General features: G+C 39.9%; 20 protein-coding genes. 19 read left to right on the top strand and 1 reads right to left on the bottom strand.

Annotated elements, in window-relative coordinates; all coding sequences use genetic code 11:
- Positions 1 to 15 precede the first annotated feature (15 nt).
- Complete coding sequence (locus tag J1899_RS14075; protein ID WP_066444217.1) at positions 16 to 696, top strand: zinc metallopeptidase; 681 nt, start codon at positions 16 to 18, stop codon at positions 694 to 696.
- A gap of 56 nt (positions 697 to 752) precedes the next feature.
- Here J1899_RS14075 and J1899_RS14070 read toward each other — a convergent pair whose 3' ends face one another.
- Complete coding sequence (locus J1899_RS14070) at positions 753 to 1625, bottom strand: YitT family protein (protein WP_066444219.1); 873 nt, start codon at positions 1623 to 1625, stop codon at positions 753 to 755.
- 166 nt (positions 1626 to 1791) lie between these two features.
- Here J1899_RS14070 and J1899_RS14065 point away from each other — a divergent pair, with 166 nt between their 5' ends.
- The 18 genes from J1899_RS14065 (at position 1792) to J1899_RS13980 (ending at position 18620) form a co-directional block, all read left to right on the top strand.
- The gene (locus J1899_RS14065; protein WP_066444221.1) at positions 1792 to 2133 is read left to right on the top strand and encodes a nucleotide pyrophosphohydrolase; all 342 of its coding nucleotides are present in this window, start codon (positions 1792 to 1794) and stop codon (positions 2131 to 2133) included.
- Between the two features lies 1 nt (position 2134).
- Positions 2135 to 2935 carry a 4-hydroxy-tetrahydrodipicolinate reductase gene (gene dapB, locus J1899_RS14060; RefSeq protein ID WP_214474691.1) on the top strand — a complete coding sequence of 267 codons (801 nt, stop codon included), beginning with the start codon at positions 2135 to 2137 and terminating at the stop codon, positions 2933 to 2935.
- 13 nt (positions 2936 to 2948) lie between these two features.
- Positions 2949 to 3359 (top strand): methylglyoxal synthase, encoded by a 411-nt coding sequence (locus tag J1899_RS14055; RefSeq protein WP_066444231.1) that lies wholly within the window; start codon positions 2949 to 2951, stop codon positions 3357 to 3359.
- A 1-nt stretch (position 3360) separates the two neighbouring features.
- Positions 3361 to 4065: a bacillithiol biosynthesis deacetylase BshB1 gene (gene bshB1 / locus J1899_RS14050; RefSeq protein WP_214478849.1), complete on the top strand. Its 705-nt coding sequence runs from the start codon at positions 3361 to 3363 to the stop codon at positions 4063 to 4065.
- 1 nt (position 4066) lies between these two features.
- Positions 4067 to 5215 carry an N-acetyl-alpha-D-glucosaminyl L-malate synthase BshA gene (gene bshA, locus J1899_RS14045; RefSeq protein WP_214474681.1) on the top strand — a complete coding sequence of 383 codons (1149 nt, stop codon included), beginning with the start codon at positions 4067 to 4069 and terminating at the stop codon, positions 5213 to 5215.
- On the top strand, positions 5205 to 6410 hold the full coding sequence (locus J1899_RS14040) for a CCA tRNA nucleotidyltransferase (protein ID WP_214474668.1): 1206 nt from the start codon (positions 5205 to 5207) through the stop codon (positions 6408 to 6410). The genes bshA and J1899_RS14040 overlap by 11 nt, the downstream gene beginning before the upstream one ends.
- Complete coding sequence (locus tag J1899_RS14035; RefSeq protein WP_066444245.1) at positions 6389 to 7363, top strand: biotin--[acetyl-CoA-carboxylase] ligase; 975 nt, start codon at positions 6389 to 6391, stop codon at positions 7361 to 7363. The genes J1899_RS14040 and J1899_RS14035 overlap by 22 nt, the downstream gene beginning before the upstream one ends.
- Positions 7364 to 7819: 456 nt before the next feature.
- Positions 7820 to 8656, top strand: a complete 837-nt coding sequence (panB, locus tag J1899_RS14030) for a 3-methyl-2-oxobutanoate hydroxymethyltransferase (RefSeq protein WP_214474661.1) — start codon at positions 7820 to 7822, stop codon at positions 8654 to 8656.
- Positions 8653 to 9498, top strand: a complete 846-nt coding sequence (panC, locus tag J1899_RS14025) for a pantoate--beta-alanine ligase (protein ID WP_214474659.1) — start codon at positions 8653 to 8655, stop codon at positions 9496 to 9498. The genes panB and panC overlap by 4 nt, the downstream gene beginning before the upstream one ends.
- 12 nt (positions 9499 to 9510) lie before the next feature.
- Complete coding sequence (gene panD, locus J1899_RS14020) at positions 9511 to 9894, top strand: aspartate 1-decarboxylase (protein ID WP_066444252.1); 384 nt, start codon at positions 9511 to 9513, stop codon at positions 9892 to 9894.
- Positions 9895 to 10133: 239 nt separating this feature from the next.
- Entirely contained in the window at positions 10134 to 12938 is a 2805-nt protein-coding gene (gene dinG, locus J1899_RS14015) for an ATP-dependent DNA helicase DinG (protein WP_214474642.1), read from the top strand.
- 262 nt (positions 12939 to 13200) lie between these two features.
- Complete coding sequence (locus tag J1899_RS14010; protein ID WP_066444257.1) at positions 13201 to 13371, top strand: YpmA family protein; 171 nt, start codon at positions 13201 to 13203, stop codon at positions 13369 to 13371.
- The gene (locus tag J1899_RS14005; RefSeq protein WP_214474640.1) at positions 13371 to 13847 is read left to right on the top strand and encodes a cell wall elongation regulator TseB-like domain-containing protein; all 477 of its coding nucleotides are present in this window, start codon (positions 13371 to 13373) and stop codon (positions 13845 to 13847) included. Before J1899_RS14010 ends, J1899_RS14005 begins: the two co-directional genes overlap by 1 nt.
- A gap of 20 nt (positions 13848 to 13867) precedes the next feature.
- Entirely contained in the window at positions 13868 to 15067 is a 1200-nt protein-coding gene (locus J1899_RS14000) for a pyridoxal phosphate-dependent aminotransferase (protein WP_214474637.1), read from the top strand.
- 222 nt (positions 15068 to 15289) lie between these two features.
- Entirely contained in the window at positions 15290 to 16582 is a 1293-nt protein-coding gene (gene asnS / locus J1899_RS13995; protein WP_156495855.1) for an asparagine--tRNA ligase, read from the top strand.
- A 134-nt stretch (positions 16583 to 16716) separates the two neighbouring features.
- On the top strand, positions 16717 to 17424 hold the full coding sequence (locus tag J1899_RS13990) for a DnaD domain-containing protein (RefSeq protein WP_214474635.1): 708 nt from the start codon (positions 16717 to 16719) through the stop codon (positions 17422 to 17424).
- A gap of 28 nt (positions 17425 to 17452) precedes the next feature.
- On the top strand, positions 17453 to 18112 hold the full coding sequence (gene nth, locus J1899_RS13985) for an endonuclease III (RefSeq protein ID WP_066444271.1): 660 nt from the start codon (positions 17453 to 17455) through the stop codon (positions 18110 to 18112).
- The gene (locus J1899_RS13980; RefSeq protein ID WP_214474633.1) at positions 18105 to 18620 is read left to right on the top strand and encodes a YpoC family protein; all 516 of its coding nucleotides are present in this window, start codon (positions 18105 to 18107) and stop codon (positions 18618 to 18620) included. Before nth ends, J1899_RS13980 begins: the two co-directional genes overlap by 8 nt.
- The last annotated feature ends 9 nt before the right edge of the window (positions 18621 to 18629 follow it).

Genomic DNA, 18629 nt, shown 5'->3' with positions numbered 1-18629 from the left:
ACAGGAGGGGTTATTATGGGAGCATATTTGATATACTTTGCCATAATTATCATCATTCCGATCTGGGCACAGTTTAAGGTAAAAGGAGCTTACAATAAATATTCAAAAGTAGCATCCTCTTCCCATATGACAGGTGCAGAGGTCGCAAGAAGAATATTAGATGCAAATGGACTTTACGATGTGAGTGTATCGGAAGTGCGCGGTCAGCTTACAGACCACTATGATCCAAGGTCTAAAGCGGTTAGACTTTCTTCAGGCAACTACCATGGCCACTCAGTGGCTGCTGCAGCCATTGCTGCTCACGAAGTAGGTCATGCTATACAGGATGCAGAGAGTTATTCGTTTTTAAGATTGCGCCATACGCTTGTTCCGGTAGCAAATATAGGTTCGAACTTTTCATGGATCTTAATTATGATTGGATTTTTTGCAGGAGCCAGCGGTTTTGTCCTGCTGGGGATTCTCTTTATGGCTGGAGCTGTATTATTTCAAGTTGTTACCCTGCCAGTCGAGTTTAACGCCTCCAATCGTGCCATGGATCAAGTCGTCTCCCTTGGTGTGATCCGCAATGATGAAGAACGTGAAACAAAAAAGGTACTAAATGCCGCAGCGTTAACATATGTTGCTGCAGCTGCAGTGGCTGTTTTGGAGCTATTGCGCCTAGTGCTCATATACACAGGTATGCAAAGGTCTGAATAAAAAAAGAAATACCAGGTCGGTGATGGCCTGGTATTTTTGTAGTGTGTAATTCTATTTTATCTTTCAATCGGCTTCTTGTTTTCATCCAATGTAAATCCTTCGCCAAGCACATCATGCACAACAGTGACCGAAACAAAAGCGTGCGGATCAACTGACGTAATTACGCTTTTCAGTTTGACGATTTCATTGCGGGCAACAACACAGTATAATACTTCTTTATCCTTCTTTGTATAAGGTCCATAGCCTCGTAATATGGTCGCTCCACGATCCATTTCTTTCATAATCTTCTCTGCGATTTGACCGGTGTTTTCAGAAATGATCATCGCCCCTCTTGCGGCATATGCACCTTCCTGCATAAAATCAATCACTCGTGCGCCTATAAAGACTGCTACAAGTGTATACATGGCTTCTTGATATGTTAAATAGAATATTAATGACAGTGCGATAACAACAGCGTCAAACATAAACATCGCTTTTCCCATACTGATGCCTGCATATTTATTGGCAAGTCTTGCAATAATATCAACTCCGCCCGTTGTCCCTCCATAGCGAAAAATGATTCCAAGGCCAACCCCAATAAAAACACCTGCAAAGAGGGCAGCTAAGGTAAGATCATCTTTAAGCGGCATATTAATCTGATAGCGCTGAAATATCCATAGAAAAACGGAAACACTAAAAGTTCCAATTATGGTATAGAGAAATACACTTCGCCCAAGAAGCTTCCAGCCAATAAAAAACAGCGGAATATTCAAGATTAAATTGGTATAGGATGGATCCCATTCCCACAGGAAATATAAGAGAAGCGTGATTCCAGTAAAACCGCCTTCTGCTAAATTGTTTTGCATATTAAAATGAACAATCCCAAAGGAAAAGATTGCAGAACCTAATAAAATAAAGAATATGTTTTTAAGTTTCAAACCAAATACCATAAAACCCCTCCACTTCCTTATTTAGCTCACATTATTATATAGGATAGAAATTGGAAGAGCAACATCGTGCCGATCAGCAGAAAAACGTCAAAAATGTTTGTAAAACTTGGAGTATTTAGCTAACATGAAAGGGTGCAGTCACATATCAGTTTGGTGGTGAAAACAAATGAATAAACATAAAACAATGAATGAGCTTCAAAAAGAAGTAGATACGTACATAAGTCAATTTAAAGAAGGCTATTTCAGTCCGCTTGCCATGACGGCAAGATTAACAGAAGAGCTGGGAGAGCTGGCAAGAGAAATTAATCATCATTATGGAGAAAAGCCAAAAAAGAATAGTGAAGATGAAAAAGCGATAGAAGAGGAAATGGGAGATGTCCTTTTTGTCCTCATTTGCATGGCAAACTCCTTACATATTGATTTGCAGGATGCTCACGACAGAGTGATGCATAAATTTAATACGCGGGATAAAGACCGCTGGACAAGAATTGAAGAAGGAGAACAATAAGATGACAAATTTAAAGATTGCTATTGCAGGTCCGCGCGGCCGAATGGGAAGAGAAGCTGTCCTGCTTGTACAAGAAACAGAAGGATATGAACTTGCAGCTGTTTTAGATCACAAAAACGGTGGAGGTTTATTAAGTGATTTTGATGGCTTTGCAGGGATGGAAGTCCCAGTGTATTCAGATGTGCAATTGCTGATGCAAGAGGTGCATCCGGATGTCTTGATTGATTTAACAACTCCTGAAGTGGGGATGCTGCATACAAAAACAGCACTCGAGCATGGAGTCAGACCTGTAGTAGGTACGACTGGCTTTACAAAAGAACAGCTACAGGAACTGGAAGAACTATGTCATGATAAAGGCATTGGCTGTATTATCGCTCCTAATTTCGCTTTAGGTGCTGTTCTAATGATGAAATTCTCGCAAATGGCAGGCAGATATTTTCAAGATGTGGAGATCATCGAATTACACCATGACCAGAAGCTTGATGCTCCATCTGGAACAGCGGTAAAAACAGCTGAGATGATTGCAGAAGTTAGGGAAACAAAACAGCAGGGCCATCCAGAAGAAAAAGAGACTATTAAAGGTGCCAGAGGAGCGAATTATGATGGCATGCATATTCACTCTGTCCGCCTTCCTGGGTTAATTGCTCATCAGCAGGTTATGTTTGGTGCAGACGGGCAAACATTGACGATTAGACATGATTCATATAACAGGGCATCCTTTATGTCAGGTGTAAAGCTTGCGGTCGATACGGTTGTGAAAATAGATACGCTTGTATACGGATTAGAAAATATTATCGAATAAGGTGGGGGTTAAGATGAATATTGCATTAATCGCACATGATAAAAAGAAAGATGATATGATGCGTTTTGCGACTGCATATAAGGGGAGCTTGTCGGGTCATAATTTGTTCGCAACCGGTACAACTGGGCAGCGGATCATGGATGAGACAGGACTGCAGGTTCATCGTTTTCAATCAGGCCCGCTTGGCGGAGATCAGGAAATTGGGGCAATGATCGCTAATAACAAAATGGATATGGTGCTATTCTTCCGAGATCCTTTAACAGCGCAGCCGCATGAACCTGACGTAACGGCATTGCTTCGTTTATGTGATGTTTATGCTGTGCCGCTTGCTACGAATATGGGAACTGCTGAGATGCTCATCAAAGGTCTGGATAGAGGAGATTTAGCTTGGCGCTCGGTTGCAAACGGAGAAAAAGGTGAATAAAATGGAAGACCACCACATTGATTTATTAGCATTTGGCGCCCATGCAGATGATGTTGAAATTGGGATGGGTGCTACAATCGCTAAATACACCAAGCAGGGCAAAAAAGTTGTTATTTGTGATTTAACTAAAGCTGAATTATCTTCTAATGGAACTGTTGAAATAAGAAATAGGGAAGCGAAGGAAGCAGCGGAGATCCTTGGCGTTAGCGTTCGGGAAACACTTGATCTTCCCGACCGCGGCTTATTTTTATCAGCTTCTTATATCAAAGCAGCGGCAGAAATGATTCGCAAATACAAACCGCAGATCGTTTTTGCTCCATATTGGGAGGATCGTCATCCTGATCATGGCAATTGCGCACGATTAGTAGAAGAAGCCGTTTTTTCTGCTGGCATCAAAAAATATTCTGCGAACGGTGAAGCCCATAAAGTGAAAAATACATACTATTATCTGATTAACAGCACAGCAAAACCTGATTTTCTCATTGATATATCAGAGTATATGGAACAGAAAACTGAGAGTTTAAATGCTTATAAAAGTCAATTTATAAAAGATGAACATACGGTAGATACTCCGCTTGTAAACGGGTATATAGAGATGATTCAGGCGCGCGAAAAGTTACATGGAACACATGCCGGAGTGTTATATGCAGAAGGCTTTAAGTCCAAAAATCCGCTTGTCATCAATTCAGATTTATTTGGAGAATAACATGAAAAAATTAAAAATTGGCATTACTTGCTATCCGACAGTTGGCGGATCGGGGGTCGTCGCGACTGAGCTCGGAAAAATGCTGGCTGAAAGAGGTCATGAAATCCATTTTATTTCCTCTAGCCTGCCATTTCGTTTGAAGAAAATGTATCATAATATTTTTTATCATCAAGTAGAAGTAAATCAATATTCTGTATTTCAGTATGCACCATACGATATTGCGCTCGCCAGCAAGATGGCTGAGGTTATTAAACGGGAAAACCTTGATTTATTGCATGTTCACTATGCAATCCCTCATGCCGTTTGTGCCATTTTAGCAAAACAAATGAGCGGACGGGATGTTAAAATTGTCACGACCCTCCATGGAACAGACATTACCGTGCTTGGCTATGACCCGTCGCTGACCGATGCAATAAAATTTGGCATTGAGAAATCTGATGCTGTAACAGCCGTATCAAATGCGCTGATTGCACAAACATATGATTTAATTAAACCAGATAAACCGATCGAAGCAGTCTATAACTTTATTGATGAACGGGTGTATAAAAAAGTTGAAGCTTCAAACCTTCGCAAAGAACTAGGAATAGGTGTGAACGAAAAAGCGGTCATCCATGTTTCTAATTTCCGTGCAGTCAAAAGAGTGCCGGATGTTATTCATGCTTTCTCCAAGATTACTGAAAAGATTCCAGCGAAGCTTTTGCTTGTTGGAGATGGACCAGAAATGACAACTATTTGTAAGTTAGTAAAGAAACTTGAGCTGACAGATAAGGTCATCTTCTTAGGGAAACAGGATAATGTAGAAGATTTGTATTCAATCAGCGACTTAATGCTCCTATTATCAGAAAAAGAAAGCTTCGGATTAGTAGCACTAGAAGCTATGGCTTGCGGAGTTCCTTGTATTGTGACCAATATTGGCGGATTGCCGGAAGTGATTGCTGACGAAAAAACTGGTTTTATTTGTGAACTGGGTGATATTGCTGCTGTGGCAGGAAGAGCGATTGAGCTTTTAAGCAATTCAGAAAAACAGGCTGAATTTGCTCATAATGCAATTACACATGTGCAGAAAAATTTTAGTGCAGACATGATTGTAGAACAATATGAACATATTTATGAAACCTTGCTAACTGGGGATGAGAAAAATGAATCCTGAGTTTCAAAAGGCAATCCCTTTATTATTAAAAATAGAGGAAGCCGGTTTTGAAGCCTACTTTGTTGGCGGCTCGGTCAGAGATGATATTCTCGGCAAAAGAATAGCCGATGTTGACATTGCCACATCAGCAATGCCGGAAGAGATCAAAGCTATTTTTCACAAAACCATTGATATTGGCCTTGAACATGGAACCGTTGCTGTTTTACATGAAGGTGTACCCTATGAAATAACGACTTTCCGTGCAGAGGCTGAATATAAAGACTTTAGAAGACCGTCAGAGGTTTATTTTATCAGCAGTCTTAATGAGGATTTAAGCAGGCGCGATTTTACCATGAATGCCATTGCCATGAATGCGAATGGAAAATTAATTGATCCTTTTCATGGAGTTGACGATATCCGCCTGAAAGTGATTCAAACCGTAGGCAAAGCGGAAGACCGTTTTAAAGAAGATGCCTTACGCATGATGAGGGCTGTCCGTTTTCATAGCCAGCTTTCTTTTAGCATAAGCGAGGATACGATGAATGCTCTAATAAGAAATGCTCATCTGCTGGAGCATATTGCTGTAGAGAGAAAACTTGCTGAATTTGAAAAGCTCCTCTCTGGAGTGAATATCAATGGCGGCATTAGAGTGTTAGCTGAGAGCGGGTTGTATCATTATTTGCCGGGATTGCTGCCATATAATCAGCAGTTAATTCATTTTGCAGAGATCGAGAAGGCGGCTTTAAATATAGAAGAAAGATGGGCATTGCTGGTGCACATTCTTAAAAAGGATGTCCGGGAAGCACAATCGTTTTTAAAAAGCTGGCGGCTGCCGGGCAAAAGAATTAAAACCATCATGGCGATACAAAATGGGCTCGATTTACGTCTGCAATCAGTATGGCAGCCGTTAAATCTGTATCATTGCGGCTATGATACTGCGATTAGCGTAGAAAAAATCGTTAATATCATGAATCGCAGACCAGCAAACGCACATTTAGAAGATGTTGCTGTTCAATATCAGGATTTGCCGATTAAAAGCAAAAATGAAATTCCGGTAACTGGAACTGATTTGATGCAGTGGCTAAACAGGCAGGCAGGAGCATGGATTAAAACGGACTTGCAAAGCATTGAAGAAGCCATTATTCTAAAAAAACTGCCTAATGACAAGGAATCGATAAAGGAGTGGCTTATAAAATGCAATCAGAGCTCCGAATGAAAATGCTTGATGCTTTTACGAAAAGCGGAGATGAGTTTGTATCCGGCCAGCATTTGGCCGATGTGCTTAATTGCTCAAGAACAGCAGTGTGGAAGCACATTGAAGAATTAAGAAAAGAAGGCTTTATTCTTGAGGCAGTTAAACGAAAAGGGTACCGCATTATAAAAGCTCCAGAACATATTGGAGTGGATGAGATCAGGTTTGGTCTTCAGACAGACAAGCTTGGGAAGAATATTCATTATGAGGAAAGTGTCGGCTCTACCCAAAAAATCGCATCACGCCTTGTTTTAGAAGGCGCACCGGAAGGCACAATTGTTATCGCTGAGGAACAGGTAGCTGGAAGAGGCAGAATGGACCGGAGCTGGCATTCTCCAAAATATACGGGGATTTGGATGAGTGTGATATTACGCCCGAATATTCCCCCTCAAAAGGCTCCACAGCTAACGCTAATTACTGCAGTTGCCGTTGTACAGGCAATGGAGGAGGCTGGCCTTCATCCAGCCATCAAATGGCCAAATGATATTCTGCTGAATGGAAAGAAAGCAACAGGCATTTTAACTGAGCTACAGGCTGATGCAGACCGAATTCAGGCTGTGATCATTGGGATCGGCATAAATGTGAATCAGAAACATGAAGATTATCCAGAGGAGCTTCAGTCTATTGCTACATCAATGAGCATTGAAGCAGGCAAACCACTTGATCGTGCCCAGATTCTTCAGCATGTTCTATACCACCTTGAAAAGCTGTATCTGCTCTATTTGGATAAGGGTTTTCAACCGATTAAGCTGCTATGGGAAAGCTATGCCATCACAATAGGCAAAAAAATTACCGCCCGATCCATTAGTGAAACCATCCATGGTAAAGCGTTAGGCATTACCGAAGATGGAGTCCTTTTAATCGAAGACGAATCCGGAAAACAGCATCACATCTATTCGGCTGATATAGAATTATAAAGAGACACTGGGAGATAAGTATTTAACACGATGATAGAAGCGAATGGTTAGGTTTTTAAATCATTCGCTTTTTTTATTTGTTATTTAACAACATGAGTGAAATGGAACGGACCTGTTTATTGTCCTGCAGCAGCAAAATAAAATTCTAGCCAAAGCTTTTACATATTGCTATACTTTTGATGGGCAGTATCCATGCTGAACTGCACCCTTTTTAAGTTCAAAAGTAGGCTCGTTTCATACTATGAATTCATTGTTTAATGGAAAAGCTATGAACAAGATCCTATATGAAAATAGTTCTGCCTAGATCCAATATGGACCGGGACAGAGGGATGAGACACATTAATGAGTTCGTCATGTACAATCCTTCTGCGTATGCTGAAGGATTTTATTATTTTCGTCACTTTATCTCATTACAGTCAATCAATCGCCTCTTCCCCAAATCGAGGAGGATACAGAATGAAAACAAGTACAGATTTTCTGAAAATGAAGGAGTCAGAAGAAAAGATTGTAATGCTGACAGCTTACGACTACCCTTCCGCAAAACAAGCTGAACATGCTGAAGTTGATATGATTCTTGTAGGAGATTCATTAGGAATGGTTGTTTTAGGTTACGATTCAACCGTACCAGTCACAATGGCAGATATGATTCATCACGGAAAAGCTGTTAAACGAGGTGCACCAAACACGTTTATTGTGATTGATATGCCTTTCATGAGCTATCATTTATCCGTAAGAGACACACTGTTAAATGCAGCAAGCCTTATCCAGGAAACTGGAGCACAAGCTGTTAAAGTAGAGGGCGGCGATGATGTCATCACCCATATAAAAGCTTTAACAAAAGCAGGCGTGCCTGTTATGGCCCATCTTGGCTTAACACCACAATCAGTAGGTGTGCTGGGTGGCTATAAAGTTCAGGGCAAAAACGCCGGGGCTGCTCGAAAGTTGATCGATGATGCTAAAAAATGTGAAGAGGCTGGCGCTTTTGCAGTCGTACTTGAATGTGTTCCGAAACAGCTAACAGAAGAGATTGTTAAACAGATCGGTATTCCCGCAATCGGAATCGGTGCTGGTGCCGGAGCAGATGGACAAGTGCTTGTTTATCACGATATTTTAACCTATGGAGTCGACCGGGTTCCGAAATTCGTTAAGCAGTATGCAAATAGCGGTGAAATGATGGAGAACGCTATTCGAGCGTATAAAGACGAAGTAAAAGGTAAGCTGTTCCCGAAAGATGAGCACTCCTTTACGATGAAAGATCAGGAGCTATCAGGTTTATATGGAGGAAAAGCATGAAAGTCATCAGAAGTGTAAAAGAAATGCAAAATACAATGCTGGAACAGAAGCGCTCAGGTAAGTCTATTGGTTTCGTGCCGACAATGGGATATCTGCATGATGGACACTTAACGCTTATCAAACAAGCACGCAGGGAAAACGATATAGTTGCGGTCAGTATCTTTGTTAACCCGCTTCAATTTGGGGCTAACGAAGATTTGAGCACCTATCCCCGTGATTTTGAGCGTGACAGCCAGCTGGCGGAAGAAAGTGGAGCAGACTACTTATTTTATCCTGATGCTTCTGAAATGTATCCAAGACCATTGGCCGTTAAAGTAACTGTCGGGGACAGAACCGACGTATTATGCGGTCGATCCCGCCCTGGACATTTTGATGGAGTTGCAGCCGTTCTATTAAAATTATTTAATATAGTTATTCCAGATTTTGCCTATTTTGGCATGAAGGATGCACAGCAGGTTGCGGTAATTGATATGCTAATAACGGACTACAATATTCCAGTCACTCTCAAGACGGTTGAAACGGTCAGAGAAACGGATGGTCTGGCAAAAAGCTCCCGTAATGTTTATTTACAGCCAAACGAGAGAGAAGAAGCTGTCATTTTAAACAAATCCCTAAATGAAGCAAGAGAGGGAATCATTAACGGTGAAAGAGACCCTGAAAAGGTGTTATCATTCATGAAGGAACGAATTGAGCAAAATAGCAGCGGCACCATTGATTATATTGAACTATACAGCTACCCGGAATTGAAGCCAGTAAAAGAAATCAAAGGAACGATTATTATTGCGTTAGCCGTGAAATTCACAAAGGCACGCTTAATTGACAATACAATCATATCCATCTAAGGGGGAATCCTCATGTTTCGCACTATGATGAACGGAAAAATCCATCGCGCAACCGTAACAGAGGCAAACTTAAATTATGTGGGAAGCATTACAATCGACAGTGATATTTTAGATGCAGTTGGCATGCTCCCTAATGAAAAAGTACAAATTGTTAATAATAATAACGGAGCAAGATTTGAAACATATATTATTCCTGGTGAAAGAGGAAGCGGCGTAATCTGTGTAAACGGAGCTGCCGCTAGACTTGTTCATGAAGGCGACATTGTAATCATCATTTCTTATGCTTTTGTTGCAGAAGAAAAACTGGCAGATCACCAGCCTAAAGTGGCAATCATGGGAGAAAATAATGTGATCAAGCAGCTGCTGCATGCGGAGCCAGCGAGCACTGTAATGTAAAGGATGATGCTTGAAATGGGCACATGCAACCCAATATAATAAGCTTGTGATCAAAAGGATCAATTGCAAACAAGGCTGAAGGGAAATTCTCCGCTTCAGCCTTTGCTACACCTATGGATAGATAACAAACGATTTAATGCTGAATAGCAAAATTGTCAATTAGGTGGTAGTAGCTAAACCTTTTTCTTTTTTCTTTTTTATGTTACCGTTCTAATGACAGAACGTCCGAGGTGTAAGAGATGAGTAATAAATATGTTGTCGTTGATTTAGAAACGACAGGAAATGCCCCCAAAAAAGGGGATAAAATAATACAATTTGCAGCAGTTGTCATAGAAGACGGGAAAATAACCAAAGAGTATTCCTCACTTGTAAATCCAGATCAGCCTATTCCTCCGTTTATTGAGGAGCTGACTGGCTTAACAGATCAAATGGTGAAAACAGCTCCATTTTTCTCGGAAATCGCCGAAGAGATAAATGATTTATTAGAAGATGCCTATTTCGTCGCTCATAATGTGCTCTTTGATTTATCTTTTTTACAGGAAGAACTGATCAATGCTGGTTATATCGGCTTTTATGGTCCGGTCTTAGATACCGTAGAACTGGCTAGAATTCTGCTTCCTTCAGCAGACAGCTATAAGCTTTCCGAACTATCACAAAGCAACGGAATTATTCACGACCGGCCGCATCAGGCGGATAGTGATTCATACGCTACAGCAGAGCTTTTATTACTGTTATTAAATAAACTGGAAAAGCTGCCAAAAGAAACGGTAAAGCAGCTATTTAGGCTTTCTGGCGGCTTGAAAAGTGACCTATATACTTTACTTGAAGAGCTTCTTCAGGAAAAAGAAACAAAGCTTGAAGAAACTCCTCCTATGCTTGAGATATTTAGGGGAATTGCGATTTGCAAGCAAGAAGATAGTGAAGTAACTAGTAATAATGTGAGCGAACTAGATGAAACTTTTGAGCAATTGAATAAAGAGTTTGTGTTAAATAAAGGGTTTGAAAGATACGAGAAAAGAGAAGGACAATTAACCATGATGAACAGTGTTAATCATGCATTGCGTTCATCAAAGCATGCCCTTATTGAAGCCGGTACAGGTGTCGGCAAATCAATCGCTTATCTGCTGCCAGCCGTTTATTATGGGAGAGAAACAAAAAATCCAATTATTATCAGTACATATACAACACAGCTTCAAGATCAGCTGCTTACAAATGATATTCCAAAATTGAATAAAATGCTTCCTTTTCAGGTGAATGCAGCCTTAATAAAAGGTCGGGGGCATTATATTTCAATGGAAAAATTTGAGCACACACTTAAAGAAAGAGAAGATAATTACGATACAGCATTAACAAAAATGCAAATCTTAGTGTGGCTGACGGAAACGAAAACGGGAGATGTCGATGAATTAAATTTATCGAGCGGCGGTTCACTTTTCTGGAATCGAATTAAAAACGATCTTAATGTTTTTATTGAAACGAAAGAGTGGAAATCACGGGACTTTTACAGCAGTGCGAAAAAAAGGGCAAATGGTGCCAGTGTCATTATCACCAACCATTCCTTATTGCTGTCGGATCTAACAGCAGAAAAAGCATTGCTCCCTAAATATCAGCATGTCGTGGTAGATGAAGCACATCATTTTGTTAAGGCTGCAGGAAAGCACCTTGGAAAACGGTTTGATTATCTGACGATTCGCATCCTGCTCAGCCAGATTGGCTTGCTGGAACAGAATCAGCTTTTAAATAAACTGGAAAAGCTATTATCTAAACAGTCCAATCATACCGTTAAGACCATTCCTGCTTTTGAATTCAGCCGTCTAATGACTGCTCTGACTGAAAGTATGGATGAATTGTTTAAGATGATTGGAATCTATGCGAAAAGACACAGTAGTGTTAAAAGTCATCAAAACAGAATAAAGGTACTATTTGAAGATGCTGGCCATAACAAAGAAAGTCAATACGTAAAAGCCAATGCAGAAAGGTTCTTATTTTCATTAAAAGATGTTCTGCATGCAGTAAACGGGACCTTAGAAAAAGCAGCTCTTTTAAAGGAGCTATTAGCACCGGAAGAAAAAATTCTGCTTGAGGAAACTGCTATGTCTGTCCTAAAACTGGAAGAAATCGCTTCAATGACACGCTCCTTATTTTTGCGGGACGAAGAGGATTCTGTTATTTGGATTGAAATGGATCAAAGAGCAGCACAAAATGCGACTTCTGTATTGGCAGAGCCAATTGAGACTTCAGCACATCTAAAAGAAAGGTTCTTTGCTGTAAAGGAAAGTGTTGTTTTAACCTCAGCAACTTTAGTGGTGAACCATTCTTTTCAATATATTCTTAATCAAATTGGGCTGACTAAGGAAGCATGTTTATTAAACCAGATTCCCTCTCCATTCCAATATAAAAAGCAAATGAAGCTTGTTGTACCGACCGATTTACCGGAAATAAATGCAGTGCCTTTAGAAGATTATGTCGCTTCAATAACGGAACATATAATCACGATTTCCGAAGCAACAAAAGGCAGAATGCTGATCCTGTTTACCTCATATGAAATGCTTAGAAAAACATATGAACTGATTAAAGAATCCGGGCTGCTTGAAGGATATGCCTTATTTGCACAAGGTATTTCTGGAGGAAGCAGAACACGGTTAACGAGAAATTTTCAGCGCTTTGAGAAATCAATTCTTTTTGGCACAAGCAGTTTTTGGGAAGGTGTCGACATTCCAGGAGATGACCTATCCTGCTTAATTATCGTGCGCCTGCCTTTTACGCCGCCTGATGAGCCGATTCACGCTGCGAAGTCAGAACATATTCGCAAGCAAGGCGGAAATTCTTTTTATGAATATTCCCTTCCGGAGGCCGTTCTGCGCTTTAAACAAGGCTTTGGCAGATTAATCCGAACAGAACAGGATCGGGGATTCATACTAGTGTTTGATCGGAGAATCGTAACCACAAAATATGGAAGAGCGTTTCTCGAGTCTGTCCCTGCAATAGACGTTCAAGAAAAAAATATTAATGAAACTGTCCAATTGATTGAAAAATGGCTATGAGGGATTTTCGACTGAAATAACGATCCTAAAGCAACGGATTGCATGTGTCTGCTATACAAAGAAAAAACACTGCGCCATAGAGGCGCAGCTTGCCATTTCGTGTTTGGACTAGAAGAAATATTTTGGTTTAGGTTATTCCAGTGTTGAAGTATAGCTGTTATACTGATATAAGAAGTTTTACAACTGATTGTAATACTATTTTATCCGAAATGAACGCTGATATAAGTTACAAATATTGTAGTCACTAGGGAGGAATTCCAGTATGGAAAGTAAAATTGAAGTGCTGTCAACAGTTAAAATCCAGCAAAGTCCAGATTTGTATAAAATTGTTGACGCATTGAACAGAACCTTAAAACGTGAAAACCTAATGTTTGGGTTAGCTTTAGATAAGCAAGATGACAAAAAAGCTGTTTTCACGATCTATCGTACATAATGAAAAAGGTTATCTTAATATGTTCGGTCATTTTAGTCATTTTACTCGCATTGGGTATTAATATTTACTTAAATTCAATTGAGCCAGTAAAGGCAGCAGAAGATGAAGCTGTTAAAAGGGCTAAAGAAGACACAAATCTTGTGTCAGTATCAGACTTTGAAATATATCATGGAAATGAAACAATCTTTGTTATTGAAGGCAAGGATGAAAATGGAGACAATGTTTTTGTCTGGGTTCCGGAGAATGATGGAGAAATCCAGCTGTTAAAGCAGTCTGAGGGAATTACTGAACAAGAGGCTCAGAATATTCTTCTATCAGAAAAAGGGCAAGTGGACATTATTTCTAGAAAGCTTGGGATGGAAAAGAATATCCCACTATGGGAAATAGCTTATAAAACTGAGGGAGATTTGCTGAATTACTTTCTAATTGATTTTGAAACAGGCAATAAAAAGTTAAAAGTTATTGAAAACTTGTAATTTTTTAGGGGGCGCGTTTAATGGATTTTGAATTGGCAAACAGAGTGAAAGCACTAACACCATCAACCACTTTAGCGATTACAGCAAAAGCAAAGGAACTAAAAGCACAGGGATTCGACGTTATTGGCCTTGGGGCAGGAGAGCCTGACTTTAATACTCCGCAGCATATCATTGATGCGGCAGCTGCTTCAATGAATGAAGGTCATACAAAGTATACGCCTGCAGCTGGGCTTCCTTTATTAAAAAAGGAAATCGCTAAGAAATTGCACAATGATCAAGGACTGCATTTTGACCCATCTGAAATTATTGTGACGAATGGAGCAAAGCATGCTTTATATACATTGTTTCAGGTTTTGTTAAATGAAGGTGACGAGGTCATCATTCCTATTCCATATTGGGTAAGCTATCCTGAGCAGGTTAAGCTTGCCGGCGGTGTTCCTGTTTACACAGAAGGATTAGAGGAGAATGAATTCAAAATAACACCAGAACAGCTGGAAGCTTCCATCACAGAAAAAACAAAAGCAGTTATTATTAATTCACCATCCAACCCAACTGGGGTTTTATATTCGGAAGAAGAATTGAAAAAGCTTGGTGAAGTCTGTATAAAACATAAAGTTCTAATTGTTTCAGATGAAATTTACGAAAAGCTTGTATATGGAGACCATAAGCATATTTCCATTGCACAGATTTCATCTGAGCTTAAAGAGCAGACAATCATCATTAATGGTGTTTCAAAATCCCATTCTATGACAGGCTGGAGAATTGGATATGCAGCCGGCAATCAATCGGTCATTAAAGCAATGACAAACCTGGCAAGCCACAGCACATCCAATCCAACAACACCAGCTCAATATGGAACCATTGCAGCATATGCAGGTCCGCAGGATCAGCTTGCAGAAATGAATGCCGCTTTTGAACAGCGTTTAAATATTATCTATGAGCAGCTTGTATCCATACCGGGGTTTACATGCATTAAGCCGCAAGGAGCCTTTTACCTCTTCCCAAATGTTGCTGAGGCAGCAGCATCAGCAGGCTATCAGAATGTTGATGAATTTGTAGCAGCACTGCTGGAGGAAGCGATGGTTGCGGTTATTCCAGGTTCAGGTTTTGGATCGCCAAATAATATCCGGATTTCTTATGCAACCTCATTAGACTCCCTTGAGCAGGCAGTATCAAGAATAAAAAACTTTGTTCTTAGCAAAATAGAACAAACTAACTGAAACCTGCTTTCTTGTCAGGCGGAAAAATTTAATGGAAAACTAACACTTATGAACCCCGCCATAAGCTACGAATGGTTTTTGGCGGGTATCTTTTATTTAAATAGCAAGGCTAAAGACAGGTAATCACAGGCTGATCTCAGCAAAGCATTGCTTGAGTGCAATGTGAAAGGTATAATATATTACGATACATAAGAGCGTTTCGTTTTGGAGGGAACATTAGTGATAAAAACAACAATTTCAGAAGTGTACAAGCACGCAGAAAAAGAGGTTAAAATTGGCGCGTGGATCGCAAACAAACGATCCAGCGGTAAAATAGCATTTCTTCAGCTTCGCGATGGATCCGGATTTATTCAAGGAGTTGTCGTAAAAGCTGATGTATCTGAGGATGTATTCCAAACAGCGAAAACTGTTACACAAGAATCATCTGTGTATGTAACAGGAGTTGTTCAAAAGGATGAGCGATCTCCATTAGGATATGAATTGCTTGTAACAGGTGTTGAGGTGCTTCATCATGCAGTTGATTACCCAATTACACCTAAAGAGCACGGAACAGAATTCTTAATGGATAACCGTCACTTATGGCTGCGTTCACGCAGACAGCACGCTGTGATGAAGATACGTAATGAAATTATTCGTGCAACGTACGAATTTTTCAATGAAAATGGCTTTTCGAAAGTTGATCCGCCAATTCTAACAGGCAGTGCTCCGGAAGGAACATCTGAATTATTCGCAACAAAATATTTCGATGAAGATGCTTATCTGTCTCAAAGCGGCCAGTTATATATGGAAGCTGCAGCAATGGCATTAGGAAAGGTTTTTTCTTTTGGACCAACCTTCCGTGCGGAAAAATCAAAAACGCGCCGTCATTTAATTGAGTTCTGGATGATTGAGCCAGAGATGGCATTCACTGAATTTGACGAAAACCTTGAGGTTCAAGAACAATATGTAGCATACATTGTACAAGCTGTTCTGAAGAACTGTAAGCTTGAGTTAAAAACATTAGGACGCGACACAGAAAAGCTTGAAAAGATTACAGCACCATTCCCGCGTATAACATATGATGATGCCATTGTATTCTTGCACGAAAAAGGCTTTGATGACATTAAGTGGGGAGATGATTTCGGCGCACCACATGAAACAGCTATCGCTGAAAGCTATGATAAACCTGTTTTTATCACACATTACCCGACTTCGTTAAAACCTTTTTACATGCAGCCAGATCCAAACAGAGATGATGTTGTATTATGTGCAGATTTAATTGCTCCAGAAGGATATGGAGAGATTATCGGCGGATCTGAAAGAATTCATGACTTTGAACTGCTGAAACAGCGTTTAGAAGAGCATAACCTTGAAATGGATGCATATAAGTGGTACTTAGAGCTGCGTCAATATGGCTCAGTTCCTCATTCCGGCTTTGGTCTTGGTTTAGAGCGTACAGTAGCTTGGATCAGCGGCGTGGAGCATGTTCGTGAATCTATCCCATTCCCGCGTTTGCTGAACCGTCTATATCCATAATACAAATAGTAAAAATGAAAATCCGCCAATGCGGATTTTTCATTTTTTACAGACCTTGCTGAAAAAACTTACCTTTATTTCTAACACCCAGTATGTAATTCTTCATGATATACTAAAAGGGAGGTGTCCAATTCATGGCGAAAGAACATTTATTAAAATGGCTTCAGGAAGGTAACATAAGTGTTCCTGGTGTCCTGCTTTCCAATTATAAAGACTTAAACTTAAACGAATGTGAATTAGTGTTAATTCTCCAAGTCATTTCATTTATTGAAAAAGGCAATGATTTTCCTACCCCTGTTGAGTTATCTTCAAGAATGACAATTTCCGTTTCAGAATGTACAGATCAATTGAGAAGACTCATTCAAAAGGGCTGTATTGAAATAAAAGAGGAAATAACAAGAGATGGAATCCGCTTTGAAAAATATGATATTGAACCGCTTTGGGGCAAACTGATTGATCTCTTTCTGCATAAGGAAAAAAGAGAGAGTCAGTTAAAACATCAGCAGGATGAAACAGACTTATATACATGTTTTGAAAGAGAATTTGGCCGTCCTTTGTCTCCATTTGAAATTGAGTCTTTAACATTATGGCTGGACGATGATCATCATGATCCCCATATTATTAAAGCGGCTTTAAGAGAAGCGGTGATGTCTGGAAAGCTTAATTTTAGATATATTGATCGCATATTGTTTGAATGGAAGCGCAATGGCATTAAAACCATCGAGCAGGCGAAAAGCTATGGGAAAAAATTCAGGCAAAACCAGCAGCAGGCAAGCCGCCCTGACAAAGATTCATCTTCACAGGCAAAGTCAGTGCCTTTTTATAACTGGCTTGAGCAATAACGTACAAAGAAACTAAGTGGTGAGGTTTATGTTAAATAAAACAGATATTAGATACTGTTTAGACACAATAGGTGAAATGTTTCCAGAAGCACATTGTGAACTTGTTCATGAAAACCCATTTGAACTTGTCATAGCCGTGGCTCTTTCTGCACAATGTACGGATGTGCTTGTAAATAAAGTAACGAAAAACTTATTTAAAAAATACAAAACTCCTGAGGATTATCTGCAGGTATCTTTGGAAGAGTTGCAGCAGGATATTCGTTCCATTGGTTTGTACCGCAATAAGGCGAAAAATATTCAGAAGCTATGCCGAATGTTAATTGATGAATATAATGGAACTGTGCCAAAGACAAGAGATGAGCTTGTTGAGCTTCCTGGTGTCGGCAGAAAAACAGCAAATGTAGTTATGTCTGTTGCTTTCGGAGTTCCAGCGATTGCTGTGGATACACATGTTGAAAGAGTCAGCAAAAGATTAGCTTTTTGCAGATGGAAAGACTCTGTACTTGAGGTTGAAAAAACATTAATGAGGAAAGTTCCTGAAGAAGAATGGTCTGTTACACATCACCGGCTCATTTTCTTTGGGCGCTATCATTGCAAGGCACAAAACCCCCAATGTCCAGAATGCCCATTATTAGAGATGTGCCGTGAAGGCAAAAAAAGAATGAAAGCAGCTCAAGCAAGTGGCTGATCTCATGATTGAGGTTCCTCAGCATTTTTGCCACGGTTCTTTTTATAAAAAAGGCACAATGATTGCAATTAGACAAGACACTTCACCTGCAGATCTCACGGTGCCTTTTTTGGCGGACATTCTGTACTTAAAAAACTACTCTAAACTTTATCCGCCAGAGCAAGTGGACATCTATATTCCAATGATGCTAAAGCAATGGAGATCCATCAAAGAATTATTGGCTGTTAAGTTTGAAAAGCGCCAGTTTGAGGGAGCAGAGGAGCAAATGAAATACGGAATAGCATTTGCGATCCAATGGATACACTGGATGAATGGAAAGACAGTGGATTTAGGTAATATAGGTCATTTTGATGAATGGAAAATACATCCGGTTAACAGTACAGAAAGAATTCAATTTATCCTCATAAGGCCAGTGCTCTATCATTCATTTGTTCAGCTTTGTGAGTTAATAGGAGAATTGGAGAAACAATACTTTAAAATGCTGGCAGTAAAAGGGAAGAGCAAATAGCATCTTCAT

The organism is Cytobacillus gottheilii, assembly GCF_018582665.1.
In the GTDB taxonomy this organism is placed as follows: domain Bacteria; phylum Bacillota; class Bacilli; order Bacillales; family Cytobacillaceae; genus Cytobacillus; species Cytobacillus gottheilii.
This window is presented reverse-complemented; position numbering and strand designations above follow the sequence as displayed.